This window comes from Streptomyces sp. NBC_01431 (assembly GCF_036231355.1).
Classification (GTDB): domain Bacteria; phylum Actinomycetota; class Actinomycetes; order Streptomycetales; family Streptomycetaceae; genus Streptomyces.
The window spans coordinates 158,960-177,264 of sequence record NZ_CP109496.1; the positions used below are offsets into that span (position 1 = coordinate 158,960).

The 18,305-nt window shown below is 67.4% G+C and carries 18 protein-coding genes and 2 pseudogenes; 11 read left to right on the forward strand and 9 right to left on the reverse strand.

Annotated elements, in window-relative coordinates; all coding sequences use genetic code 11:
* Positions 1–72 precede the first annotated feature (72 nt).
* Positions 73–1,305: an IS4 family transposase gene (locus OG522_RS00875; protein WP_329460976.1), complete on the forward strand. Its 1,233-nt coding sequence runs from the start codon at positions 73–75 to the stop codon at positions 1,303–1,305.
* A gap of 606 nt (positions 1,306–1,911) precedes the next feature.
* Positions 1,912–2,175, forward strand: a complete 264-nt coding sequence (locus OG522_RS00880; RefSeq protein WP_329460977.1) for a hypothetical protein — start codon at positions 1,912–1,914, stop codon at positions 2,173–2,175.
* 46 nt (positions 2,176–2,221) lie between these two features.
* Here OG522_RS00880 and OG522_RS00885 read toward each other — a convergent pair whose 3' ends face one another.
* The 5 genes from OG522_RS00885 to OG522_RS41130 form a co-directional block, all read right to left on the reverse strand.
* A complete protein-coding gene (locus tag OG522_RS00885) occupies positions 2,222–3,298 on the reverse strand; it encodes a Rieske 2Fe-2S domain-containing protein (protein WP_329460978.1) in 1,077 nt (358 codons plus the stop codon).
* A gap of 86 nt (positions 3,299–3,384) precedes the next feature.
* Positions 3,385–4,191 (reverse strand): class I SAM-dependent methyltransferase, encoded by an 807-nt coding sequence (locus OG522_RS00890; RefSeq protein ID WP_329460979.1) that lies wholly within the window; start codon positions 4,189–4,191, stop codon positions 3,385–3,387.
* An 83-nt stretch (positions 4,192–4,274) separates the two neighbouring features.
* Positions 4,275–5,321 (reverse strand): terpene synthase family protein, encoded by a 1,047-nt coding sequence (locus OG522_RS00895; protein WP_329460980.1) that lies wholly within the window; start codon positions 5,319–5,321, stop codon positions 4,275–4,277.
* Positions 5,322–5,433: 112 nt separating this feature from the next.
* Entirely contained in the window at positions 5,434–6,522 is a 1,089-nt protein-coding gene (locus tag OG522_RS00900) for a polyprenyl synthetase family protein (RefSeq protein ID WP_329467432.1), read from the reverse strand.
* Positions 6,523–6,565: 43 nt separating this feature from the next.
* The gene (locus tag OG522_RS41130; protein ID WP_443074640.1) at positions 6,566–7,549 is read right to left on the reverse strand and encodes a zinc ribbon domain-containing protein; all 984 of its coding nucleotides are present in this window, start codon (positions 7,547–7,549) and stop codon (positions 6,566–6,568) included.
* Positions 7,550–7,606: 57 nt separating this feature from the next.
* On the opposite strand from OG522_RS41130, the pseudogene OG522_RS00905 reads away from it, so the two are divergent.
* The 6 genes and pseudogenes from OG522_RS00905 to OG522_RS00930 form a co-directional block, all read left to right on the forward strand.
* Positions 7,607–7,795 (forward strand): annotated as a pseudogene (locus tag OG522_RS00905) (hypothetical protein); the annotation flags it as partial.
* 232 nt (positions 7,796–8,027) lie between these two features.
* A complete protein-coding gene (locus OG522_RS00910; protein ID WP_329467433.1) occupies positions 8,028–8,381 on the forward strand; it encodes a DinB/UmuC family translesion DNA polymerase in 354 nt (117 codons plus the stop codon).
* An 8-nt stretch (positions 8,382–8,389) separates the two neighbouring features.
* Positions 8,390–8,878, forward strand: a complete 489-nt coding sequence (locus OG522_RS00915; protein WP_329467884.1) for a hypothetical protein — start codon at positions 8,390–8,392, stop codon at positions 8,876–8,878.
* A 1,528-nt stretch (positions 8,879–10,406) separates the two neighbouring features.
* Entirely contained in the window at positions 10,407–11,060 is a 654-nt protein-coding gene (locus tag OG522_RS00920; RefSeq protein WP_443074811.1) for a GmrSD restriction endonuclease domain-containing protein, read from the forward strand.
* Positions 11,060–11,338 carry a hypothetical protein gene (locus tag OG522_RS00925; RefSeq protein ID WP_329460981.1) on the forward strand — a complete coding sequence of 93 codons (279 nt, stop codon included), beginning with the start codon at positions 11,060–11,062 and terminating at the stop codon, positions 11,336–11,338. Before OG522_RS00920 ends, OG522_RS00925 begins: the two co-directional genes overlap by 1 nt.
* A gap of 219 nt (positions 11,339–11,557) precedes the next feature.
* Positions 11,558–12,166, forward strand: coding sequence for an SMI1/KNR4 family protein (locus tag OG522_RS00930; protein WP_329460982.1), 609 nt, complete (start codon positions 11,558–11,560; stop codon positions 12,164–12,166).
* Positions 12,167–12,337: 171 nt separating this feature from the next.
* Here the strand turns inward: OG522_RS00930 and OG522_RS00935 are convergent, their stop codons facing one another.
* A complete protein-coding gene (locus OG522_RS00935; protein WP_329460983.1) occupies positions 12,338–12,466 on the reverse strand; it encodes a hypothetical protein in 129 nt (42 codons plus the stop codon).
* A gap of 377 nt (positions 12,467–12,843) precedes the next feature.
* Here OG522_RS00935 and OG522_RS00940 point away from each other — a divergent pair, with 377 nt between their 5' ends.
* The 3 genes from OG522_RS00940 to OG522_RS00950 all read left to right on the forward strand — a co-directional run bounded on the left by OG522_RS00940 (position 12,844) and on the right by OG522_RS00950 (position 16,466).
* Complete coding sequence (locus tag OG522_RS00940) at positions 12,844–14,208, forward strand: NucA/NucB deoxyribonuclease domain-containing protein (RefSeq protein ID WP_329460984.1); 1,365 nt, start codon at positions 12,844–12,846, stop codon at positions 14,206–14,208.
* 120 nt (positions 14,209–14,328) lie between these two features.
* Complete coding sequence (locus OG522_RS00945) at positions 14,329–14,823, forward strand: hypothetical protein (protein ID WP_329460985.1); 495 nt, start codon at positions 14,329–14,331, stop codon at positions 14,821–14,823.
* A gap of 65 nt (positions 14,824–14,888) precedes the next feature.
* Complete coding sequence (locus OG522_RS00950) at positions 14,889–16,466, forward strand: IS1182 family transposase (protein WP_329460986.1); 1,578 nt, start codon at positions 14,889–14,891, stop codon at positions 16,464–16,466.
* A 117-nt stretch (positions 16,467–16,583) separates the two neighbouring features.
* Here OG522_RS00950 and OG522_RS00955 read toward each other — a convergent pair.
* From OG522_RS00955 to OG522_RS00965, 3 genes and pseudogenes are all read right to left on the reverse strand, one after another.
* Positions 16,584–17,084: pseudogene (locus OG522_RS00955) on the reverse strand (hypothetical protein); the annotation flags it as partial.
* A 122-nt stretch (positions 17,085–17,206) separates the two neighbouring features.
* The gene (locus OG522_RS00960; RefSeq protein ID WP_329460988.1) at positions 17,207–18,022 is read right to left on the reverse strand and encodes an ExeA family protein; all 816 of its coding nucleotides are present in this window, start codon (positions 18,020–18,022) and stop codon (positions 17,207–17,209) included.
* Entirely contained in the window at positions 18,019–18,297 is a 279-nt protein-coding gene (locus tag OG522_RS00965) for a hypothetical protein (RefSeq protein ID WP_329460989.1), read from the reverse strand. The genes OG522_RS00960 and OG522_RS00965 overlap by 4 nt, the downstream gene beginning before the upstream one ends.
* Between the last annotated feature and the right edge of the window lie 8 nt (positions 18,298–18,305).

Below are 18,305 nucleotides of genomic sequence, written 5' to 3' on the forward strand. Positions count from 1 at the left end.
CGCGAAGGCCGCCCACTGACCCTTTAGTGACAATACCGGTGACTTTGTGCTGGGTGGGTCGTTGGGTGTGGTGTGCCGAGGCCTGGTCAGGTGAAGTCGTCGGGTGAGCGTCTGTCGGATCGGATTGCTCTGGGTGTCCTGACGCGTGTGTTTCCGCCGAGGTTGGTGGACGAGGTGATTGCGGAGTGCGGTCGTCTTGAGCAGAGGTCGCGGCTGTTGCCGGCCCGTGTGGTGGTGTACTTCGTGCTGGCGATGTGTCTTTTCTCGGGCCAGGGTTATGAGGAGGTGGCCCGGCTTCTGACGCAGGGTCTGGAGCACGCGCGGAGGTGGGAGAAGCCGTGGCGGGTGCCGACGACCGGGGCGATCGGCCGGGCCCGGCGCAGACTGGGGCTGGAGCCGTTCAAAGCCTTGTTCGCCCAGGTGTGCCGTCCGGTGGCCGACGAGGACACGGCCGGTGCCTGGTACCGGCAGTGGCGGCTGGTCGCGGTGGACGGCACCGTCTTCGACATCCCGGACACCGACGCGAATGCGGGCTTCTTCAGCCGCCCCGGCTCGGGCCGCGGGCAGCAGCGCAGTGCGTATCCGCAGATCAGGGTTGCCACGCTGGTCGAGTGTGGCACGCACGCGGTGTTCGCCGCGGCAACGGGACCACTCAAGGTCCACGAACAACACCTCGTTACCGGCCTGTTGGACCGCCTCGAGCCGGGCATGCTGGTGCTCGCTGACCGGGGCATCACCGGATTCGAGCTGTGGCGAGCCGCCACGGACACAGGCGCGGACCTGCTGTGGCGGGTCCGCAAGAACATCGTGCTGCCCGTCCTGGAACACTGCGGCGACGGTTCTTACCTGTCGGAGATCGTCGCCACCGACGACCGCTTCCGCCGGAGCAACCCAGCTCCGGTCCGGGTCATCGAATACACCCTGGCCGGGAGCGACGACACGGTCTACCGGCTCATCACCTCCCTCCGTGACCCGCAGCAGGCCCCTGCCGCCGAGCTCGCCGCCCTCTACCATCAGCGGTGGGAGATCGAGAACACCCTCGACGAGATCAAGACCCACCAGGGCGGCCCCCAACTCGTCCTGCGCTCGCGCCATCCTGACGGCGTCGAGCAGGAGGTATACGGATTCCTCCTGGTCCACCACGCACTGCGGGACGTCATGCACCACACGGCCCACCAGGCCGGGCTCGACCCGGACCGGATCTCCTTCACCCGCACTCTGAACGCCGCCCGCCGCCATGTCACCGGCCAGGCGGCACTTTCCCCCCTCACGACTCCACCACGCTCTCACCCGCACCTGCCGTGAACTACTGGAACGACTCCTGCCACCCCGCAGACCACGTGCCAACCCCCGTGTCATCAAACGCAAGATGTCCAACTGGCACCTCAAACACCCCGGCCACCGCAACCCACCTCAGCCCCCGGCTCCAGTAGCCACACTGGTCCCACCCACCAAACCCACCAGCAGACACCAGAAAAGCCCTTAAAACAGCGGCATTGCGCCTAGCCACCAGTTTCGCGGCGCCTCCCGAAGAGGCGGAAACAGTGCAAGCCATCCGCGACGGTGTGCTGGCGGACATCAAGGCGCCGAAGTACGCGAAGAAGCCCCCGCGAGTCAGTGCCGACGCCACTCAGCTGTCCGTAGCAGTCTGAGGGCACGTCAGGTCACCCGGTCACTGCTCTGGGGCCAAGACGTTGTTTCGTGCCGCGGCAAGACGGCGAGGCGGGCGACTTCACGACCGCCGCGCGGACGATCGCGGTCCGCGCGGGAAGACGGCGGCGCTCACGCCGAACGAACCCGCACACCACCCGCCAACGGACGGCAGTCCCGCCGCTGGGCGGCAACGACCACACCCGCGGCTGGGCCTGTCAATCGAACGGCTCTGGCGGCCGGAAGGGGCGCCGGTTCGTCGTGGTGGGCGAGACGTTCGGCGAAGTGCGGGTCGTCGTTGCGGTCGTCGGGGAGCTGCTGGGCTCGGAACTCATCGAGGCGTTGCTCGAGGGACTTGGAGTGGGGCACGTAGTGGGCGGGGTAGATTCGGGCGAGCCGCCAGGCGAGCGCACGTCTCTGGGCGCGCAGGTAGCGGGTCTGGCGCTGGATGACCTCCACCCCGGACTCGGGGTCGATCCACGTAGGGGTATCGCCGAGGTAAGCCCCAACGCCGCCAATAGTTGATCTCGGCAGCGTTGGTCGCGGCCAAGCTGCGCAGGGCGGCGGGTTGTCAACCACCACGGGCTGCAAGGGTGTCGGGGCGCGGGTAGAACTGCTCGGCCCACTTGCGGAACGCGCCGATGGGGCCGTCGCTGTCGTTGAGCTTGGGGTGGTGTAAGTACGTCTTGTGGTGGAAGACCAGGCAGTCTACCGATCCGTCCCGGACCGACCACTTGTTCAGCAGTGATGCGCCGACCCACTCCGCGGGGCGCCGCGGAAGCCGCCGCAGGGGGGCCGGAAGGCTGTCGTAGTCGATTGCTGCCGCGTACCACAGCCGCATGCGCCACGGGCCGGTCGGAGTGGGCATGAGCCAGGCATCGGCGGTGGAGTGGCGGCCGAAGGTGAACTTCACATGCATACACCCCATGCCGATCAAGGTGACCTTGATTTGGGTGTCGACGCAGCCAATGAGGGGAAGGGGACGTTGAAGACGGTATGACATTACATATGTGCATCCATTGACTTTCGGTTCTTCAAGTACCTGAATGCCCACTTTGTGCAGTTCTGGGACGTGGCCGTAGTCGATCGCGTTTTCCATCTGGTCCTGTGGGTGCCCGCAGAGATCCACGCCATGGCGGGCGAGGTACGTGTCCCCGACCGGGAGTACGGGAAGATCCCAGCTGGGCTCCTCGTCGCGCTCGCTGTGCCAGACCCATACGATTCCGTACAGCTCACGGGAGTGAACCAGCGAGAGCCGCGCGCGCGGCGGCTTCCCGTAGGGAGTCTTCGCGCACGTGCCGTCCACCGCGAACCCGAAGTGGTGGAAAGGGCACACCAGCAGTTCTCCCTCCACTTTGCCGCCCGCACCCAGATGAGCACCCAGATGTGGGCAGTAGGGACGTGTAACCCTCAGCCTGCCGCTCCGGGTGCGGTAGATGACGACCTCTCCGTCCATGAACGGCACCGGCGCCACCGTTCCCGGTTTGAAGTCCTGGGAGAACCCCACACAGAACCAGCCCTGCGGGTGCGGCAGATGCGGCACTGGGGGAACTGCCGGCGCGGCACCGTACGGGCTTCGGTAAGGGTGATTCCGCATGATCGCTCCCTTGAATGTTTGCGGGGAATTGCTTGGTTGTGCGGTGGTCATGAGGTCTTCTGGGCGCATCGGCCGGCCAGTCCCCTAGCTGATCGCGTACCACTCCGCGAGGCCTGAGTGACGCCCACCGCATCCAGTCAGGCAGGTGGCCGTCGACCCCAGGCGGACAGGCTCAGGAAGGCGAGATCGGTGTAACGAGCGTTGTCCAGCAGTCGAGTGCAGTCGGTGAGGTCCTGTGGCTGGATGAAGCCCCGGGCCACCATGGCGGGCCCGGTCAGCGACAGTGCGAGCCGCAGAAGCGCGTTGGCATTGCCTCCGGGGCCCACCAGGCCCGGAGTGCAGCGCAAGCCGACGTCTTCTAGGCCGGCTTGGGCGAGGAGCCGGGGCACCGCGGTGGCCCACCGAGCATCCGCTCGCATACTGTCGGCCAAGGCCACCAGGGCGTCCAGACAACGATGGCAGGCGTTGCGCGCGCCGTCGGTGGACGTCACCACGATTACCCCTTCCACACACACCCAGCGGCCAGGGGCAGTCCAGCGCACCATCTTTGCCAGCACGTCCTCCCGTTCGGGCAGGTGCTCCAGCAGAGCGCGAGTGTGGACCAGGTCGAAAGAGGCTTCGGGGAAGTCCTCGCCCACCACGTCGTGGCGCAGGACGGTCAGGTTCGGTACGTTCTTCGGGAGCAGGCTGATGTCCAGGTCGGTGGCCACCACCTCGCCCGGCGCACAGCGCCCCGCCAACCAGCGCGCGACTGAGCCGGCACCGCCGCCCACCTCCAGGCACCGCCACCCGGCTTGGAGGCCGCAGCTGTCCAGAGCCGCGCGGCTGCCCGGGTCCGCAAACGCTTCCAAGGCTCTCAGCCGCCGGGCCTCCAGCGGGAGGTGATGGTCGAGCAGCCCCGCACCGTAAGCGGGGGTATTGGACGTCGTGGGTGGCTCTGCCATAGCCGTTCCCTTACTGCCGTGATGAGGATCTGGTCCGCTCCGTGATCCCTCCGATAGTCGGTGGGGTTCTTGGGGCTGGCGAGCTACGGGCCGTCACCGAAAGATGTTCGTTCCGGCGTGAGGACGACAGTTCCTGAGCGTTGACCGTTCCACACGAATCCGGTCCCGTGATAGCGGGGAGTCAGATAGGACCACTCCAAGTTTCCGGACATGCAGTACCCTAATTCGTCGAGGTAGGCGCGGATATCGCTGCGTGAACCGAGCGGGCCGGAAAGAATCTGGCGGCGCAATACAGTGAATCTGGATTCAGCTTCCTCGATCAGTGAGCATAGTTTGTCCACGGACTCCTGGAGGCTGAGCCCTTCATTTAGCATGAACACTGAAATTGCGTTTCCGTAGTCCCCCTGAAAGTATTCCTTGCGGAATGAGAAGAGGTCGTTGGCGTACACGAAGCTTTCGTGGACGATTCTGCACGCTTGCCGCAAGTTCGGGTACTGCTGGAGTTCCGTCGTGAGGTCCATGCCCAGGCCGTGTTCGGCGAGTGTCGTATTGCACCAGCACCCCGAGGCGGTATGAATCGCCATGTATGCGGGGAAGTCGGGAATCTCTCCGCGCATGCGCATCTCGACTTCCTGCTGGTAAAGCGTGACGAACTCCAGCATCTCCCCGATGAACCGGCCGCGGATTCCCTCGGGCATGTCGGCATAGATGGGGTACAGGGTCGACTTCGCTGCCCGCCGGTGTTCGCCCTCACCGTGATCAAAATCCCTGTACTGCAGAACAGGGACGATTTCGCTGATTACTGCTTCGGCGACCTCCGGGAAGCAGCCGGCTTTCTCAGCGTCCGACAGCAGGTCGTCCACCGCAAACCAGTTGCTGATCCAGTGGGCATACTGAATAGAACGGGATGTGGTGGAGCTCGGGTTGACAAGGCATCCCCACAGCGCATGCAGGTCCTCCAGGTTGCACGCGAGTTCATCGCCATTGCGGTAGTAGGGGCGCCGCAAGCTGGGGATGAATTTCAGATTTTCCGCCTCGACGGTGGCGTAGGAGGGATGCCGCTTGGTCGGCAAAACCCGCTTGATCTCTGGTAGATGGAAGCTCACTTGCCCATCGATGAGTTTGGTCATGAAAGGCTACCTCCGTACCGGTTTGACCTTGGGGCGAGGGGTGCAAGGGCGTTACCGCAGCCGATGGTGCACAACTCCCGAGTGGGCCGAGTTGGCCGACGCTGTGGCGCTGTCATGTGGTCCTCGTGGTGGCTGCGTGGGCGATGTGTCGGAGTGCCGCTTTGGCGGTGGCGGGGAAGGAGGCGTGGTCCAGTGCGGTGAGGGCCTGTTTGTGCCGTGCGGTGATCATTTGTTCCACGGTGTGGTGAGCCCCGGTGGCGGTGATGATGTGGCGGGCCGCCTCGGCCTGGTCTTCGGTGAGGGTGGGGCATCCGAGAAGGTGGCGCAGGTGGCCCGCCTGCGTGCGGGAGGCCTGTTGGAAGGTGAGGGCGATTAGGGCGGTATGTTTGCCCTCGCGCAGGTCATCCAAAGACGGCTTGCCGGTCACCTGTGGGGTGCCGAAGATGCCGAGGAGATCGTCGCGCAGCTGGAATGCCTCACCGACGGGCAGAGCGTAGGCACTCAGCGCCTCCCGCACCCCGAGCGGAGCACCGGCGAGGGCGGCGCCGATGTGCAGCGGGCGCTCGACGGTGTACTTGGCGGTCTTGTACCTCGCAATGCGCAGGGCTTGCTCCACATCCGTGGTGGAGCGGCCGGCGGAGGTGACGTCCAGGTACTGGCCGTACATCACCTCGCTGCGCATGTCGTCGATCAGCGGGAGCACCGCGCCGAGTTGAGCGCGGGTGAGGCCGGCGGTGTGCAGGAGTTCATGCGACCAGGTGAGTGCCAGGTCACCGATGAGGATCGCGCCGCTGGCCCCCACCTGCTCGGCGCTGGCGGCACTGCGACCGTGACTGTGATGCTGCGCGAGGCGGCGGCGGATAGTGGGGGCGCCGCGGCGGCTGCCGCTGTCGTCCATGACGTCGTCGTGGATGAGACAGAAGGTGTGGAACATCTCCAGCGACGCGGCCGTCTGGATCAGGGTCTCAGGGGTGCAGTGACCGCCGGCAGCCTGCCAGCCGGTCACACACAACAGGGGCCGCAGCCGTTTCCCGCCGACGGCCAGGAAATCGCGTAGACACTCGGTCACCTCGGTCGGCATACGCAGCTTCGCGGCTGCAGTGGCCTTGTGTTCCAAGAAGCCGTCGAGCACGGTGGTGACCTGCCGGCGTAGTGCGGCCGCCCCCGCAGGCTCGGCTGCGGCCCCTTGCAGTACGGTCATCGCCACGCTCCGCTCCTGTACGTCTGGCGCCCGGTACGTGGTGTCAGAAGTCCCGCCTGCGAAGCTGAGGCCCGGTTGCGGCACATCGAGGTCTCGATACACACCAGCAAAGGCCATTGCCACTAGCGGAAACAGGTGTGCACAGGAGGGCGCATGGGCGCACTTTCAGGGCGTTCACGGACGGCTGTTCAACGACCGGCGCCCAGGCCGGACAACCGCCGGGCGCCGGGCGCCTGCACCATGGCCGCCACCCGCCGAGGGGCTGGCAGAGGCGACCGGATGCTGCTTGAGGGGCTGCCTGGTGTCTCGCCGGTCCGCCATGTAGCAGCGGGCGAACCACCACACCTCCGGGACTGCAGTGGCGTCCGTCCTGGAGGCTGACGAGAAGAAGGTCCGCCGTCTGCTGGTGAGGGACTCTCCCCACGAGACGTAGGTCATCGAGGACGACGCCGGGCTCCCGGTCGCCCAGGGTCTGCCCGGTGTCGATCCAGTCGCACCGGTGGCAGGTCTTCGACGAGGGGAAGAAGGCCGGGACGCGAGCGATGGTGACGGCGTGCCACCGGGCCTTGTACTCGATCTGACGGTTGATCTCCCCGAATCCGACATCGAGCACTGCCTTGTTAAGGCCTGCTTCCTGGCGCACGTTACGCCCGGGCTTGTCCGCGGTGCCCTTCGCGGAGCGGGATCTTCGCGACCGGAGTGACACCGAGTGCGCCAGGAGCCCGCGAGTCGCCGCCAACACGACGTTGATCCGGCGCTCCCGCCGAACCGGCTCTCCACCCGGCCCGCTGACAACGAATCCGCGATCGTCGGGACGGGAAGGAACGTGCTTTAGCCCGTTGCGCAACAACTGCCCGAGCTGGCCCGGGAGATCGCGGTGCAGATCCGGGACGGGATTCTCGGTCCCCGCTACCAGCCGCATCTCCCCGACACCGTCGACGCCGACTTGACCGGGGCCTTGCGCGTCTGGGCGCCACGCGGCCCGTACGAGATCGCCTCCGTGCTCCGCCTGCGCGCGCTGGCCCATGCCGGTACTTCCTCAACCGCAGGCGTGGGCGTGGGCCCCTCCCCGATGATCGCGGCGATGGCCGCGGCCGCGACCCCGCACGGCCAGATCACCGTGGTCGGCCCCGACCCGGTCGCGGTCACTGCGTTCCTGCGGCCCCGCCACGTCGCGACGTTGCCGGGCGTCGGACCGGCCACCGCGAAAACCCTCGCCCAGTTCGGCATCCTCACCATCGGCCAGCTCGCCGACACCCCGCCCGCCACCCTGGCCCGCCTCCTCGGCCTCGCAACCGCGCGCGAACTCCACACCCGCGCCCGCGGCATCGACGACCGCCCCGTCCAGCGCGCCGCGCTGGTGCGCTCCACCACCGCCAGCCACCGCTTCACCCACGACGAACTCGACCCGGCCGCCCACCACCGGGCCCTGCGCGCCCTGGCCGAAGAGCTCGGACTGGCGCCTGCGCGGCAGCCGGGAGGTCTGCCGCAGCCTCGCGCTGACCGTGCGCTACGCGGACAACTCCACCACCACCCGCAGCCACCGGCTGCCCGAGGCAACCGCACACTCCGCCGCCCTCGCCCGCACCACCCAGGACCTGTACCAGTCACTCGGACTGCAACGGGCCCGCGTCACCGCCGTGTCGCTGCGCGCCGACGGCCTCGCCCCGGCCGACCATGCCCACCACCAGCTGCTCCTGGACCCCGGCGACGACAAGGCCCGCCGCATCGAGCAGGTCGCCGATGCCGCCCGCGCCAAGTACGGCCCGCACGCCATCGGCCCGGCCACCCTCGCCACCCACCAGCCCTCCCCGCCCGGCCGCGCCCACCGCCCTCCGGTACGACGAACACCCCTGTAGGAGCCCCTGTGAGACCCGAGCGCTTCCGCCAGTTCTGCCTCGACACCCTGCCCCAGCATGGGCCCGACATCACCGCGGCCGAGGTATGGGAGGGCGACGGCGCCCCGCCGTTCGGCATCGTGATCACCTTCGCGAACGGCAGCCGTCTGTGGGCCACCATCACCGGCGTCCTGGCCCCCGGCACCAAAGTCGACGACGCCGACATGCCGGTCACCGGAACCGCACCCGAACCCGTCGCGCTGCCCGCGCTGTGCATCGACGGCCAGACCAGCCCGGCGCTCGCCGAGGCTTACCTCGCAGCAGTTCTCGCCCAGAGCGGTAACAATGAAGTCTCCAACATCTACGGCTACCAGCAGCGCTTGAACCAGGCAGCCGCCTACCCCGGCGTAGGGATCGGCTTCCACAACGGCGCCCGCATCTACATGCCGATCACGCACACTTCCCGGCCCGGCCAGAACATGGGGCGCGAACCGTACCGGCTGCAGAAGGATTTCTAGCCCATTCTCTGATCTGGAGATGCAAGACCGTTCCAGCAGCCGCTGCCTGCACGTTTCGGCACTGGCGTGGTCAAAGCAGCCTGCGCCGCGCGTCCGCCTCTCTAGACTTTCGGACTCGGCAACAGAGAGGGTGACTCATGTCCACTGGCGTCATCGAGTTCTACTGCGAGGGCCCGTGCCGCAGTTGCTGTCGTGTCGGTGAACTCGCGGGGAATGACACCTACGTCGACGTGCGAGAAGTCAAAGTCAAGGCAGGTGGTGACGGCTGGACGGCCAAGGGTGAGGGGGTTAGCCCTTGCCCCAGGTGCGGGGCCATGGCCCGGATGATCACCCACCGGGTCCCTTTGGAGCTTCAAGGGCTGTCCTGCTCGCAGGGTCACGAGGCTGCTGATTACCAGGTCGCTCTTTCGTGCGTCACCACTGATGCCCGGCAATTCACCTTCACGGCATCCATTACCTGTCCGGTGTGCGCCAGAAAGTCCGTCTTCCGAAGGCTGATCGAGAGTCTGCGCCGAGTCAGACGGATTCAAGTAGGCCCAACCGGCGTAGAACTTGAACTTGAGAATGGCACCAGATTCGCCGCTGAGTAGGTCCAGCACCCACGCCTCAGTTGGCCTGCCTCCTGGAGCAGGCTCTGCCAGCATGCTGGCAGAGCCTGGAGGTCAGGTGCCCGTTCGGCGCGCTCGCGGAACGTGGGCATTCCTAGATGTTGCGGGGTCGTGAGGTTGTTGACAGGGTGCTGGCGGTGTCCGCAGTTGGCGACCCGCCTGTGACATGAGCGCGAGGCGGTGGCGGACAGCTTTGGGGGCGGTTCCTGTAGTCGGTTACTTGTTGGCGAGTCGGGCCTTTTGACCCTGTTGCCGCAGGTGTTCACCCCGCCCCGGTGGTACTCGCTGGGGCGCTGACGCCGTACATGCGGCCGGTCGCCAACGTGCGGGAGACGACCGGCCGCGCAAGCACTCTCGGGAGCACTCCGGATCACCGTACGGCCGCACTGATGCTCCTGCAGATCACCAGCACCCGGACCAGTCCTGGTGGCGCGCTCCGCGTGCGCCCCGCCGCGACAGCTCCGCAGCGGCCAGGAAGTCAGCCAGAGTGGAAGCCAGGCCCTCATAGGGGTGACGCGCGCGGAGCCATTCGTGGGGTTGTACGCCGACACGGGCCGCTATCTCTTGACGCGTGATCACTTCTCGCGGGTGGCTGCTGTCAGCGTTCGCGTAATTCCCCACCTCGACGTTCTTCGTCCCCACGTGCCGACACCCACACGGTGGTTTCGGCCGAGGAGGCCGCCCGATCTCGAAGTGTGCGGGTCGAGCCGGGCCGTCAAGGACGCCTTCGGCGTCGCCAAGGCGATGAGCTGCGCTCATCCTTGACTGCCCGCCCCGCCCCCGAACCTCTGCTGGCTATCGGGCGGCCCGGGGAGGTGCGACATCCCCATGGAGACGACGGAGTAACTCCGCCATCCCCATGGCCCATTCCGTGACGCTGGGGGTGGGGAATATCGGCGGCGTTCACAGCGCGCGCCGCCATCGCCCTGGCCGGTTTCTCCGCCGTCCTTGCCCCTGCTACTCCGGCATCCGCCACTGCCCCCGCCCTCACAGCCCAGTCCTCCCCCGCGCTGCGGCGTGCACTGCCGGAGCCGCCTCCGGCCGACGTCGCCCGCAACGAGCTCGGAGACCTGAACGTCGAGGCTCCCCACGCCATGACCGGTTACAGCCGGGCCAAGTTCCCGCACTGGGCCAAGCAATACGGCGAGTGCGACACCCGCGAGGGCGTCCTGCAGCGCGACGGCCAGAACGTCGTCCAGGACGACAAATGCCGCGCAATCTTGGGAACTTGGTGCAGCGAGTACGACGGCAAGACCCTCACCGCCTCAGGTCAGGTCGACATCGACCACATGGTGCCGCTCGCGGCCGGATGGCGGACCGGCGCGGACCTGTGGGACACCGCCAAGCGCAAGGCCTTCGCCAACGACCTGGTGCACTCCCAGCTGATCGCCGTCTCCGCCGCCTCCAACCGGTCCAAGGGCGACCAGACCCCCGACCTGTGGAAGCCTCCGCTGAAATCGTACTGGTGCACGTACTCGCGGGCCTGGATCGACGTGAAGCACGTCTATCAACTCAACGTCACCGAGCCGGAGAAGACGGCGCTCGGCGAGATGCTCGACACCTGCGACCGCTGATGCCCATCCCGGAACCGGCGGTGTGCGACGACCAGGTCAGCGCCGGTCCGGGCGGGGCGATGACCGACGACGTCGGCGTGATTACCGGCGATCTGACCGTCCGCACCACCCGCCAGGCCGACAACCGCGTTGCCATCGCCGTCCAATACAGCGGCGCGGACGAGTGGTACACCCTGACCGGCAGCCCTGCTGTCGTGCCCGACGGTGAACTGGAGGAGTACCACCACCGCCTCCTGGACGCGATCGAAGCCGGCGCGGAAGCTATCGCCCCTGTATGACCACGGACCGGTGCCCGATGGCCACGGGCGCCGGTCACGCCGGCAGGCGCGGTCGCCACACCTCCGCGGGGTTTCTTCACGGCTGTTGGCGGGCCACGCGCGCCAGGTCGACGCCGCTCGGCTCGGTGCTCACGCGATCACCTCCCCGGTGCCGTCGTCGTCCAGCGGGCGCGCGGCGATGGGCATGGGCCACCGGCACGCAATGCTCTGGCGCTGCCCGTGAAGGCTCGCGATCCGTGCTCTGGCACGCTGTCCCGGTGGACGCTCTCATCGGAACTCAAGTACCTCGTCAGCGACTGGCTGATCCGGCCTCGGCGGTCGCGGCTCTGGAGGAGGCCGTCCCCCGGCCTCGGCGTCCTTCGACATACGGTTCCAGCTGGCATCGACTGGGCGCGGGTCGAGGAATGCCTGACCACGGAGCTGCCCTCCGACTACAAGCTGCTTGCCAACAGCTACCCGTCCTTGGCCTTCGGCGACTTCCTTTGCGTCGGCTTCCCGATCCCCGGGCAGGAACGGGCCTGGTCAGAGGACCCCGAAGGCCTTGAGATCCTCGCTGAGTGGTGTGCGGACGCAGAGATGTCGACTCCGCTGCACCCCTTTCCTGCCCCTGGGGGCCTGCTGCCCTGGGCCACGTCGAACCAGGGCGACTACTTCCTCTGGAACACCACAGGGTCTGGTCCCGACTCATGGACTGTCACCGTAGCCTCACGCAGCGGCGGCTGGTGGCACTACACAGGAGGCGCGGTTCAGTTCCTCGCCGACCTGATCAGCGGAGCTTTGGAACTGTGGGAGCTGCCGTCGGTACGGCCTCACGTCGAGGCCTTCTGAGCGAACGACGGCTCTAAGACTTGCTCGTGTTCACCATGTCGTCGCACACGAAGAGACAGACCGGTCCCGGGCACAACTACATCCCGTGCGAACGGGAGTGTCGCCCCCCGCCACCTGACGATGCACCGGGCGGTCGTAATGCGCTCCAACTGGGGGCCACATCGGCAGGTTTCAGGCGCCGGTGTGCGTGTCGAATCCCAGGGCCTGGACGTGCCTGGCGAGCTCGGGCGCGGCCACGGCGAGCATGTCGTCGAACCGGGTGGGGACGCTGCCGTCGGCGGCCGGGCGATTAGGCCGCACTCGAGTCGGCGGTACAGGCGGTCTACGGCTCGCTTGTGCTCTCTCAGGGGCATGGGGGCGGGGGTATCGGCGACCCGGGTTGGTCCTCGCGGCGCCCGGTGGGCGGCGACTGACCGCCGCGGGGCTGGATTCCAGCCAACCAGCCGAGACTCGTTGACCGTGTACATACAGAGTGTGAGTGTGGTGGGTCGCTGCCGCATACACGGGGTCCTTCCGGGGGGCACGGGCGGCAGGCAGGTCCAGAAGGAGAACCGCTTGTGATACGCCCAACGTCAAAGCGTTCGTTATTAAGGCGACTTGCCATTCGAGCCAGAGCCGAGCGAACGCCACGCCCGGCCAGGCCGTCCAGGACACGACTCGTCACGCTCCTGAGCGCCATGGCGCTCGTGGTCCCCGTGGCTCTGGGCGCCGCCCAGAGCGCAAACGCCACGGCGCCCTCGCCCCATCCGCAGTCCGCCCGGGCCGCCGCCGACGCCGCCGCCCGGGCGGTAGCCGGTCGGACCGCCCGCCAGATCGCTGCGGCCGACTCCGGCGCGGCCACATCGAAGCGGCCTGACTACAGCACCACCGTGCTCACCGTGGACAACAAGCCGACCGGCGCCCTGGGCGGCCCGGCAGGCAGCATGACGTTCGATCAGCTCGCCGCACTCGCGCCGCATACTGGCAAGGGGGTACCGCGGCACTCCTCGAACACCCCCGCCCTCTCCGCAGCGCCCGCCGGACAGGACGATATGACGGTCGACGAATGCCGCAAGCACGATGCGGCCTTCTCGGGCCAAGGCTGGGGTAAGTCACGCTTCGTCTCCTGCCAGGCGCACGGACTCCATTTCCTGCGGATCGACTGCTGGTTCTGGGATATCGGCTGTCGTGTCACCGGCGCGGCGGACGTCGATGTCACGGACATTCAGTACACCCAGAACGTGGGCCGCGTCGCCGACGTGCTCCAGGTCTTCAACAACTGGTTCGTCTGGCGCAAGATGAACAGCCAGGTGATGAGTTCCAACGTGGCGTGCGATGCGGAACGGAATTCTGGAGCCTGCCAGCCGGGGGTCTTCTCCGGCCCGTACACCGCCACGCTGGGGGAGATGTCCCACGAGAATGGCGGCACCGCCAGCCGGTTCTACGACTTCACCCAGCCGGAATCCGCGGGCTGGGGGCCGGACAAGCTCAGCTACGCTTCCCTGAGTTGGCACTTCAAGGTGGACGACGCCGAACCTGATCACGCAGACGGGCCGAAGAGCCAGTTCCGCTGCGATTCGGCCACCTACATCGTCAACACCAACGCGAGCGTGGGCTGCGTCTTCCCGTGGGTCACCGAGACCATGCAGTTCTCCGTCCAGCAGTCGAAGACGGCGGCGCAGCACATTCTCACAGCGCTGTACCACACCGACCAGACGCTCCCCGAGAAATCCGGAAAGGTGATTCCGGGCAAGCCCGGCACCAGCCCGCTGCACAGGACCACGAACGCGAGCCTCATCAATTCCCATCGAGACGTGGCCATTCCGACCTGTCAGTTCTACTGGCCGGGATACCCGTCAAATGGCCTGGAATGCGACGAGTTCCCCTTCGCCAGCACTCTTGAAGGGGCGACACTCGACGACAACTTCTCAGTTGAGGCGATTCCCGGGGCCGACAACTCCTCCGGCGGAGGTGTCATGAACGCCTTCTACAGTTATCGCAGGATCATCGGGGACGACACCGACAAGGTGAACGATCCCTTCTTCGTCGACGTCGGCTTCTAGGCTCTCCGAGCCTTCCGGCGCCGAGGATTCCGACCGTGTGCGATGGTGCCCGCAGCAGTCTCCGGGCACCATCGCACCGTGCACCGACGGCCTGCCACCGATTCCGGGAAGAGTCCCGCCATGAGCCCCGACAGCTTGCCCCGACCGACCTTGATCGCCTCCGCTGAAGGCGAGGTCCTCGCTGAGCGAAACATGTTCCGCCTGGACGACATCGGCTCCCTCCTCGCCCTCGACGAGGACGACGAACCACCCGTTCCCGACGGGGAACTGGTGACGAGCGCGTACGGTTCCGCGATCTTCAGCAGTACACTCTCGCACCACTATCCACGGGTGACGCTGGAACACTGGTCCGCCCGCCCGGCCCCGCCCGGGCGGAACTGGGAGCTCGACGCCGAGGTACACCTGGAAATCGACGGCGGCCAGATCGGCCTGTCGTCCGGTGCCTCCCGGCTTCCGGGACCCCACCGCCTCAGCGTGCCCCGCGGACCGTACACCCTCGCGGTGTGGTGCCTCGGCCGGGAAGCTACGCGCATACGGCACGCGGCAGGCGAGGCCACGCCCCATGGCGTGGAGGAGTGGCTGCTCAGACTGTGGCCCGCGGACGGTTCCGCCTAGAAGATCACTGAAAATGTTGCGGGTTCTGGCCCCGGCCCGGCAGGGCCGGGGCCAGTCTTGTAGGCATGCAGGGGGAATGGGCCGGGGAGATGGCCGGGCCGGATGTGTGGGAGGCCTGCCGGGAGTTGATCCCGGCCGGGAGCGTGTTCGCGTTTCTGGCCGAGCACCGGGAGGCACTGTTCCCGCCGTCGATGTTCGCCGACATGTATCCCTCGTCCAACGGCCGTCCGAGTATGCCGCCGCAGGTCCTGGCCGCGACGGTGGTGCTGCAGAGCCTGCAGGGGCTGTCGGACTTCGAGACGGTCCAGGAACTGCGGTGTGATCTGCGGTGGAAAGCGGCCTGCGGACTGGGCTTGTACGACATGGCATTCGATCCGTCGCTGCTGACGTACTTCCGGCGCCGGCTGCGCCACTCGGCCGATCCGATGCGGATCTTCACCAAGGTCAAGGAAGTTGTGGCCGCGACCGGGGTGCTCAAGGGCAGGCAGCGGCGGGCGCTGGACTCCACCGTCCTCGATGACGCGGTGGCCACCCAGGACACCGTCACCCAGATCATCTCCGCCATCCGCCGGGTGATCCGCGATGTCCCCGGAGCCCAGGAGGTGGCCGCAGAGCACTGCTGCGCGCACGACTACACCGACCCGGGCAAACCGAAGATCGCCTGGAACGACGAGCAGGCGCGCGCCGCGCTGGTCGATGCGCTGGTCACCGACGCCCTCAACCTGCTCGGGCATCTGCCCGAGCGCGAGCTGGGCGAGAAGGCCGCGAACGCGGTGGGCCTGCTGGCCCTGGTCGCCGGGCAGGACGTGGAACCAGCCGAGGACTCCGACGGACGCGACGGACGCTGGCGCATCGCCCAGCGCACCGCGCCCGACCGGACGGCGTCCACCGTCGATCCCGACGCCCGGCACATCCATAAAAACCGCACCCGCCACCAGGACGGCTTCAAAGGACACGTCTCCTTCGAGCCGGAGAGCGGGCTGTTCACCGCCGTTGCTGTCACCGGCGGCTATGGTCCCGGCAACCACGAAGCGGCCGTTGCCCGTGATCTGCTGGACGGGGAGGACGGCGAATTAACCGTGCTCGGCGACTCCGCCTACGGGACCGGCGAGCTGCGTGAACAGCTGCAGGCCGAGGGCCACATCCTGGTCATCAAGCCACCGCCGCTGCGGCAGGTGGTTCCCGGCGGCTTCACCATCGACGACTTCCGCATCGACCCAGCGGCCGGCACCGCGACCTGCCCGGCCGGACACACCGCCAACCTCGGCCAGGTCAAAGCCGACGGGGCCCGCACCGCCCAGTTCAAGCGGCTCTGCACCGACTGCCCCCTGCGCGGGCGCTGCACCACCTCCAAGACCGGACGCACCCTCAATGTCCATCCCCAGCACGCATTGCTGACCGCCGCCCGTCGAGAGGCGGCCGACCCGGCCTGGCAGGCCGAATACCGCAGATGGCGGCCCCCGGTCGAACGCGCCATCGCCTGGCTGGTCGCCAAGGGCAACCGCCGCGTCCCGCACCGCGGCATCATCGCCAACAACATCTGGCTCCACCACCGCGCCGCCGCCCTCAACCTCCGCCGACTGATCAACCTCGGACTCACCCGAACCGGCACCACTTGGCACCTCACCCCGGCCACCGCATAGCTAAAAGGGTCGCCCGGCCTACGGCCGGACAGCCCCAACAACAAGATTTTCAGCAGCCTTCTATAGCAGGCCGCCACACCGCTGCCCCCTGCCGGGCCCGACAAGGGCGCCCATCCCCTACGTGAGACCGAGCCTGGCCAGTGCGGTCGTCCAGTCCGTCGCGATCGCGTTCTGCGCCGCGGCCAGCGAGGCCTTGCCGGAGCAGATCGCCGTGTGCAGTTTGGACTCGACGCTGTCCTTCGGGTTGTTGGGGCCGGCGCCCGCCTTGTGTCCTGGTGACGGCGGTTCGACCCAGAGGTTGTGGGGGTCGTTGGGGTCGCCGCCGAGTTCCAGGCTGATGAGGTGGTCCTCTTCGGCATCATGCAGGCTGCCGGTGTAGCCGTAGGACTTGGCGTTCGCCCTCTTCTCCGGATCCGTGATGCTGGCGGGCGGCCGGATCGTTGAGGTGTATCCGGACTGGCAGATTGTGGTCTTCAGCGTCACTGGGGTGACCTTCGGGTTGAGCGAGCCTGGCGTGCACGTCACATCTGGGAGGGGCTGTTTGTCCGCTGTATAGCGGTATTGGCAACTGCCTGCTGCGGGTTGAGGCTGAACCGTGTACTTCGTCTGTGGACCGGGTGTTGAGCGACGCTGAAGATGTACATGAGGGCGACGTGCTGGTTGTCGACGGAGTGGGATGAAACGACCCCGGCGGCCGTCAGGCCGCCGGGGTCTTCGTGGTCACGGTGTCGTTTTCGTGGTCACTCTGTCGCGTGTGTCTCGGTGATGGCGAGGCGGGTGGAGGACTCGTCGACGATGCTCTTCTCGTCGGCGACGGCGGCGATGAGGGACTGCAGGGCGATGTTGTTGACCGAGCGGGGCAGGCCGCGGCTGGTGAGGTGGATCAGGTCGACGGCGTCGTCGGAGAACAGCGGGTCCGACCGGCCGGCGATCGTCAGATGGTGCTTGATGTAGCTGGCGGTCTCCTCCTTCGTCATCGTGGGCATCTGGTAGCTGATCGAGATCCGCTGGTCCAGGGCCGCCAGGACGCCGTGCTTCATCCGTTTCCGCAGGGTGGGCTGGCCGATCAGCAGCACCGCGAACGGCGTCGTGGAGTCCATGTCGTAGTTGGCGAGCATGCGGATCGCGTCCAGCTCCTGGTGATCGAGAAGGTGCGACTCGTCGATGACGACGGCGGGGGTGCGGCCGCGCTCGTCGACCTCGGCGGCCAGCGCGGCGGACGCCTGAGCTGCGAGAGCGACGGACTGGTATTTCGGGGTGCCGCCCAGGCTGGTGACGATGCGGTCATAGAGGCCGCGCATCCCGACCTCCGGATTGGGCTGGTAGATCACGGTGAAGCGGGCCGGGTCCAGCGAGGCGACGGCGCCCTTGAGGGCGCCGGTCTTGCCGGCGCCGACCTCGCCGGTGACCACGCCGATCGCCTTGTTGTTGATGCACCAGGCGATGCGGGCTGCGGCCTCTCGGTGGGAATTGTGCTGGTGGAGCATCGAAGGGGCCAGGTCGCGGCCGAAGGGGACGCGGGTGAATCCGTAGTAGCCCTGGACGCGGTCGATCAAGGAGTCCTCCTGGGGCAGGGGCAGAACTCTGCCTGGACGGCGGCCAGTTCGGCCGAGGTGTCGGCTGCGGCCCGTGCCGCGAGCCGGACGGCGAGACGGACCGCGCGGAAAGCGGTGCGGACGGCAGGAGTGTCGAGGGGGTCGGCGTCCTGTTCGGCTCGTCGGCAGCAGACCTCCGCCAGGGCCAGGGCCCGGTCGGCCAGCTCGCGGGGCGTGAGCATGAACAGGTCGGGCTCGGGGTCGAAGTACAACTCCTCGGCTCGGGACGGCTTCACTGCCGGCC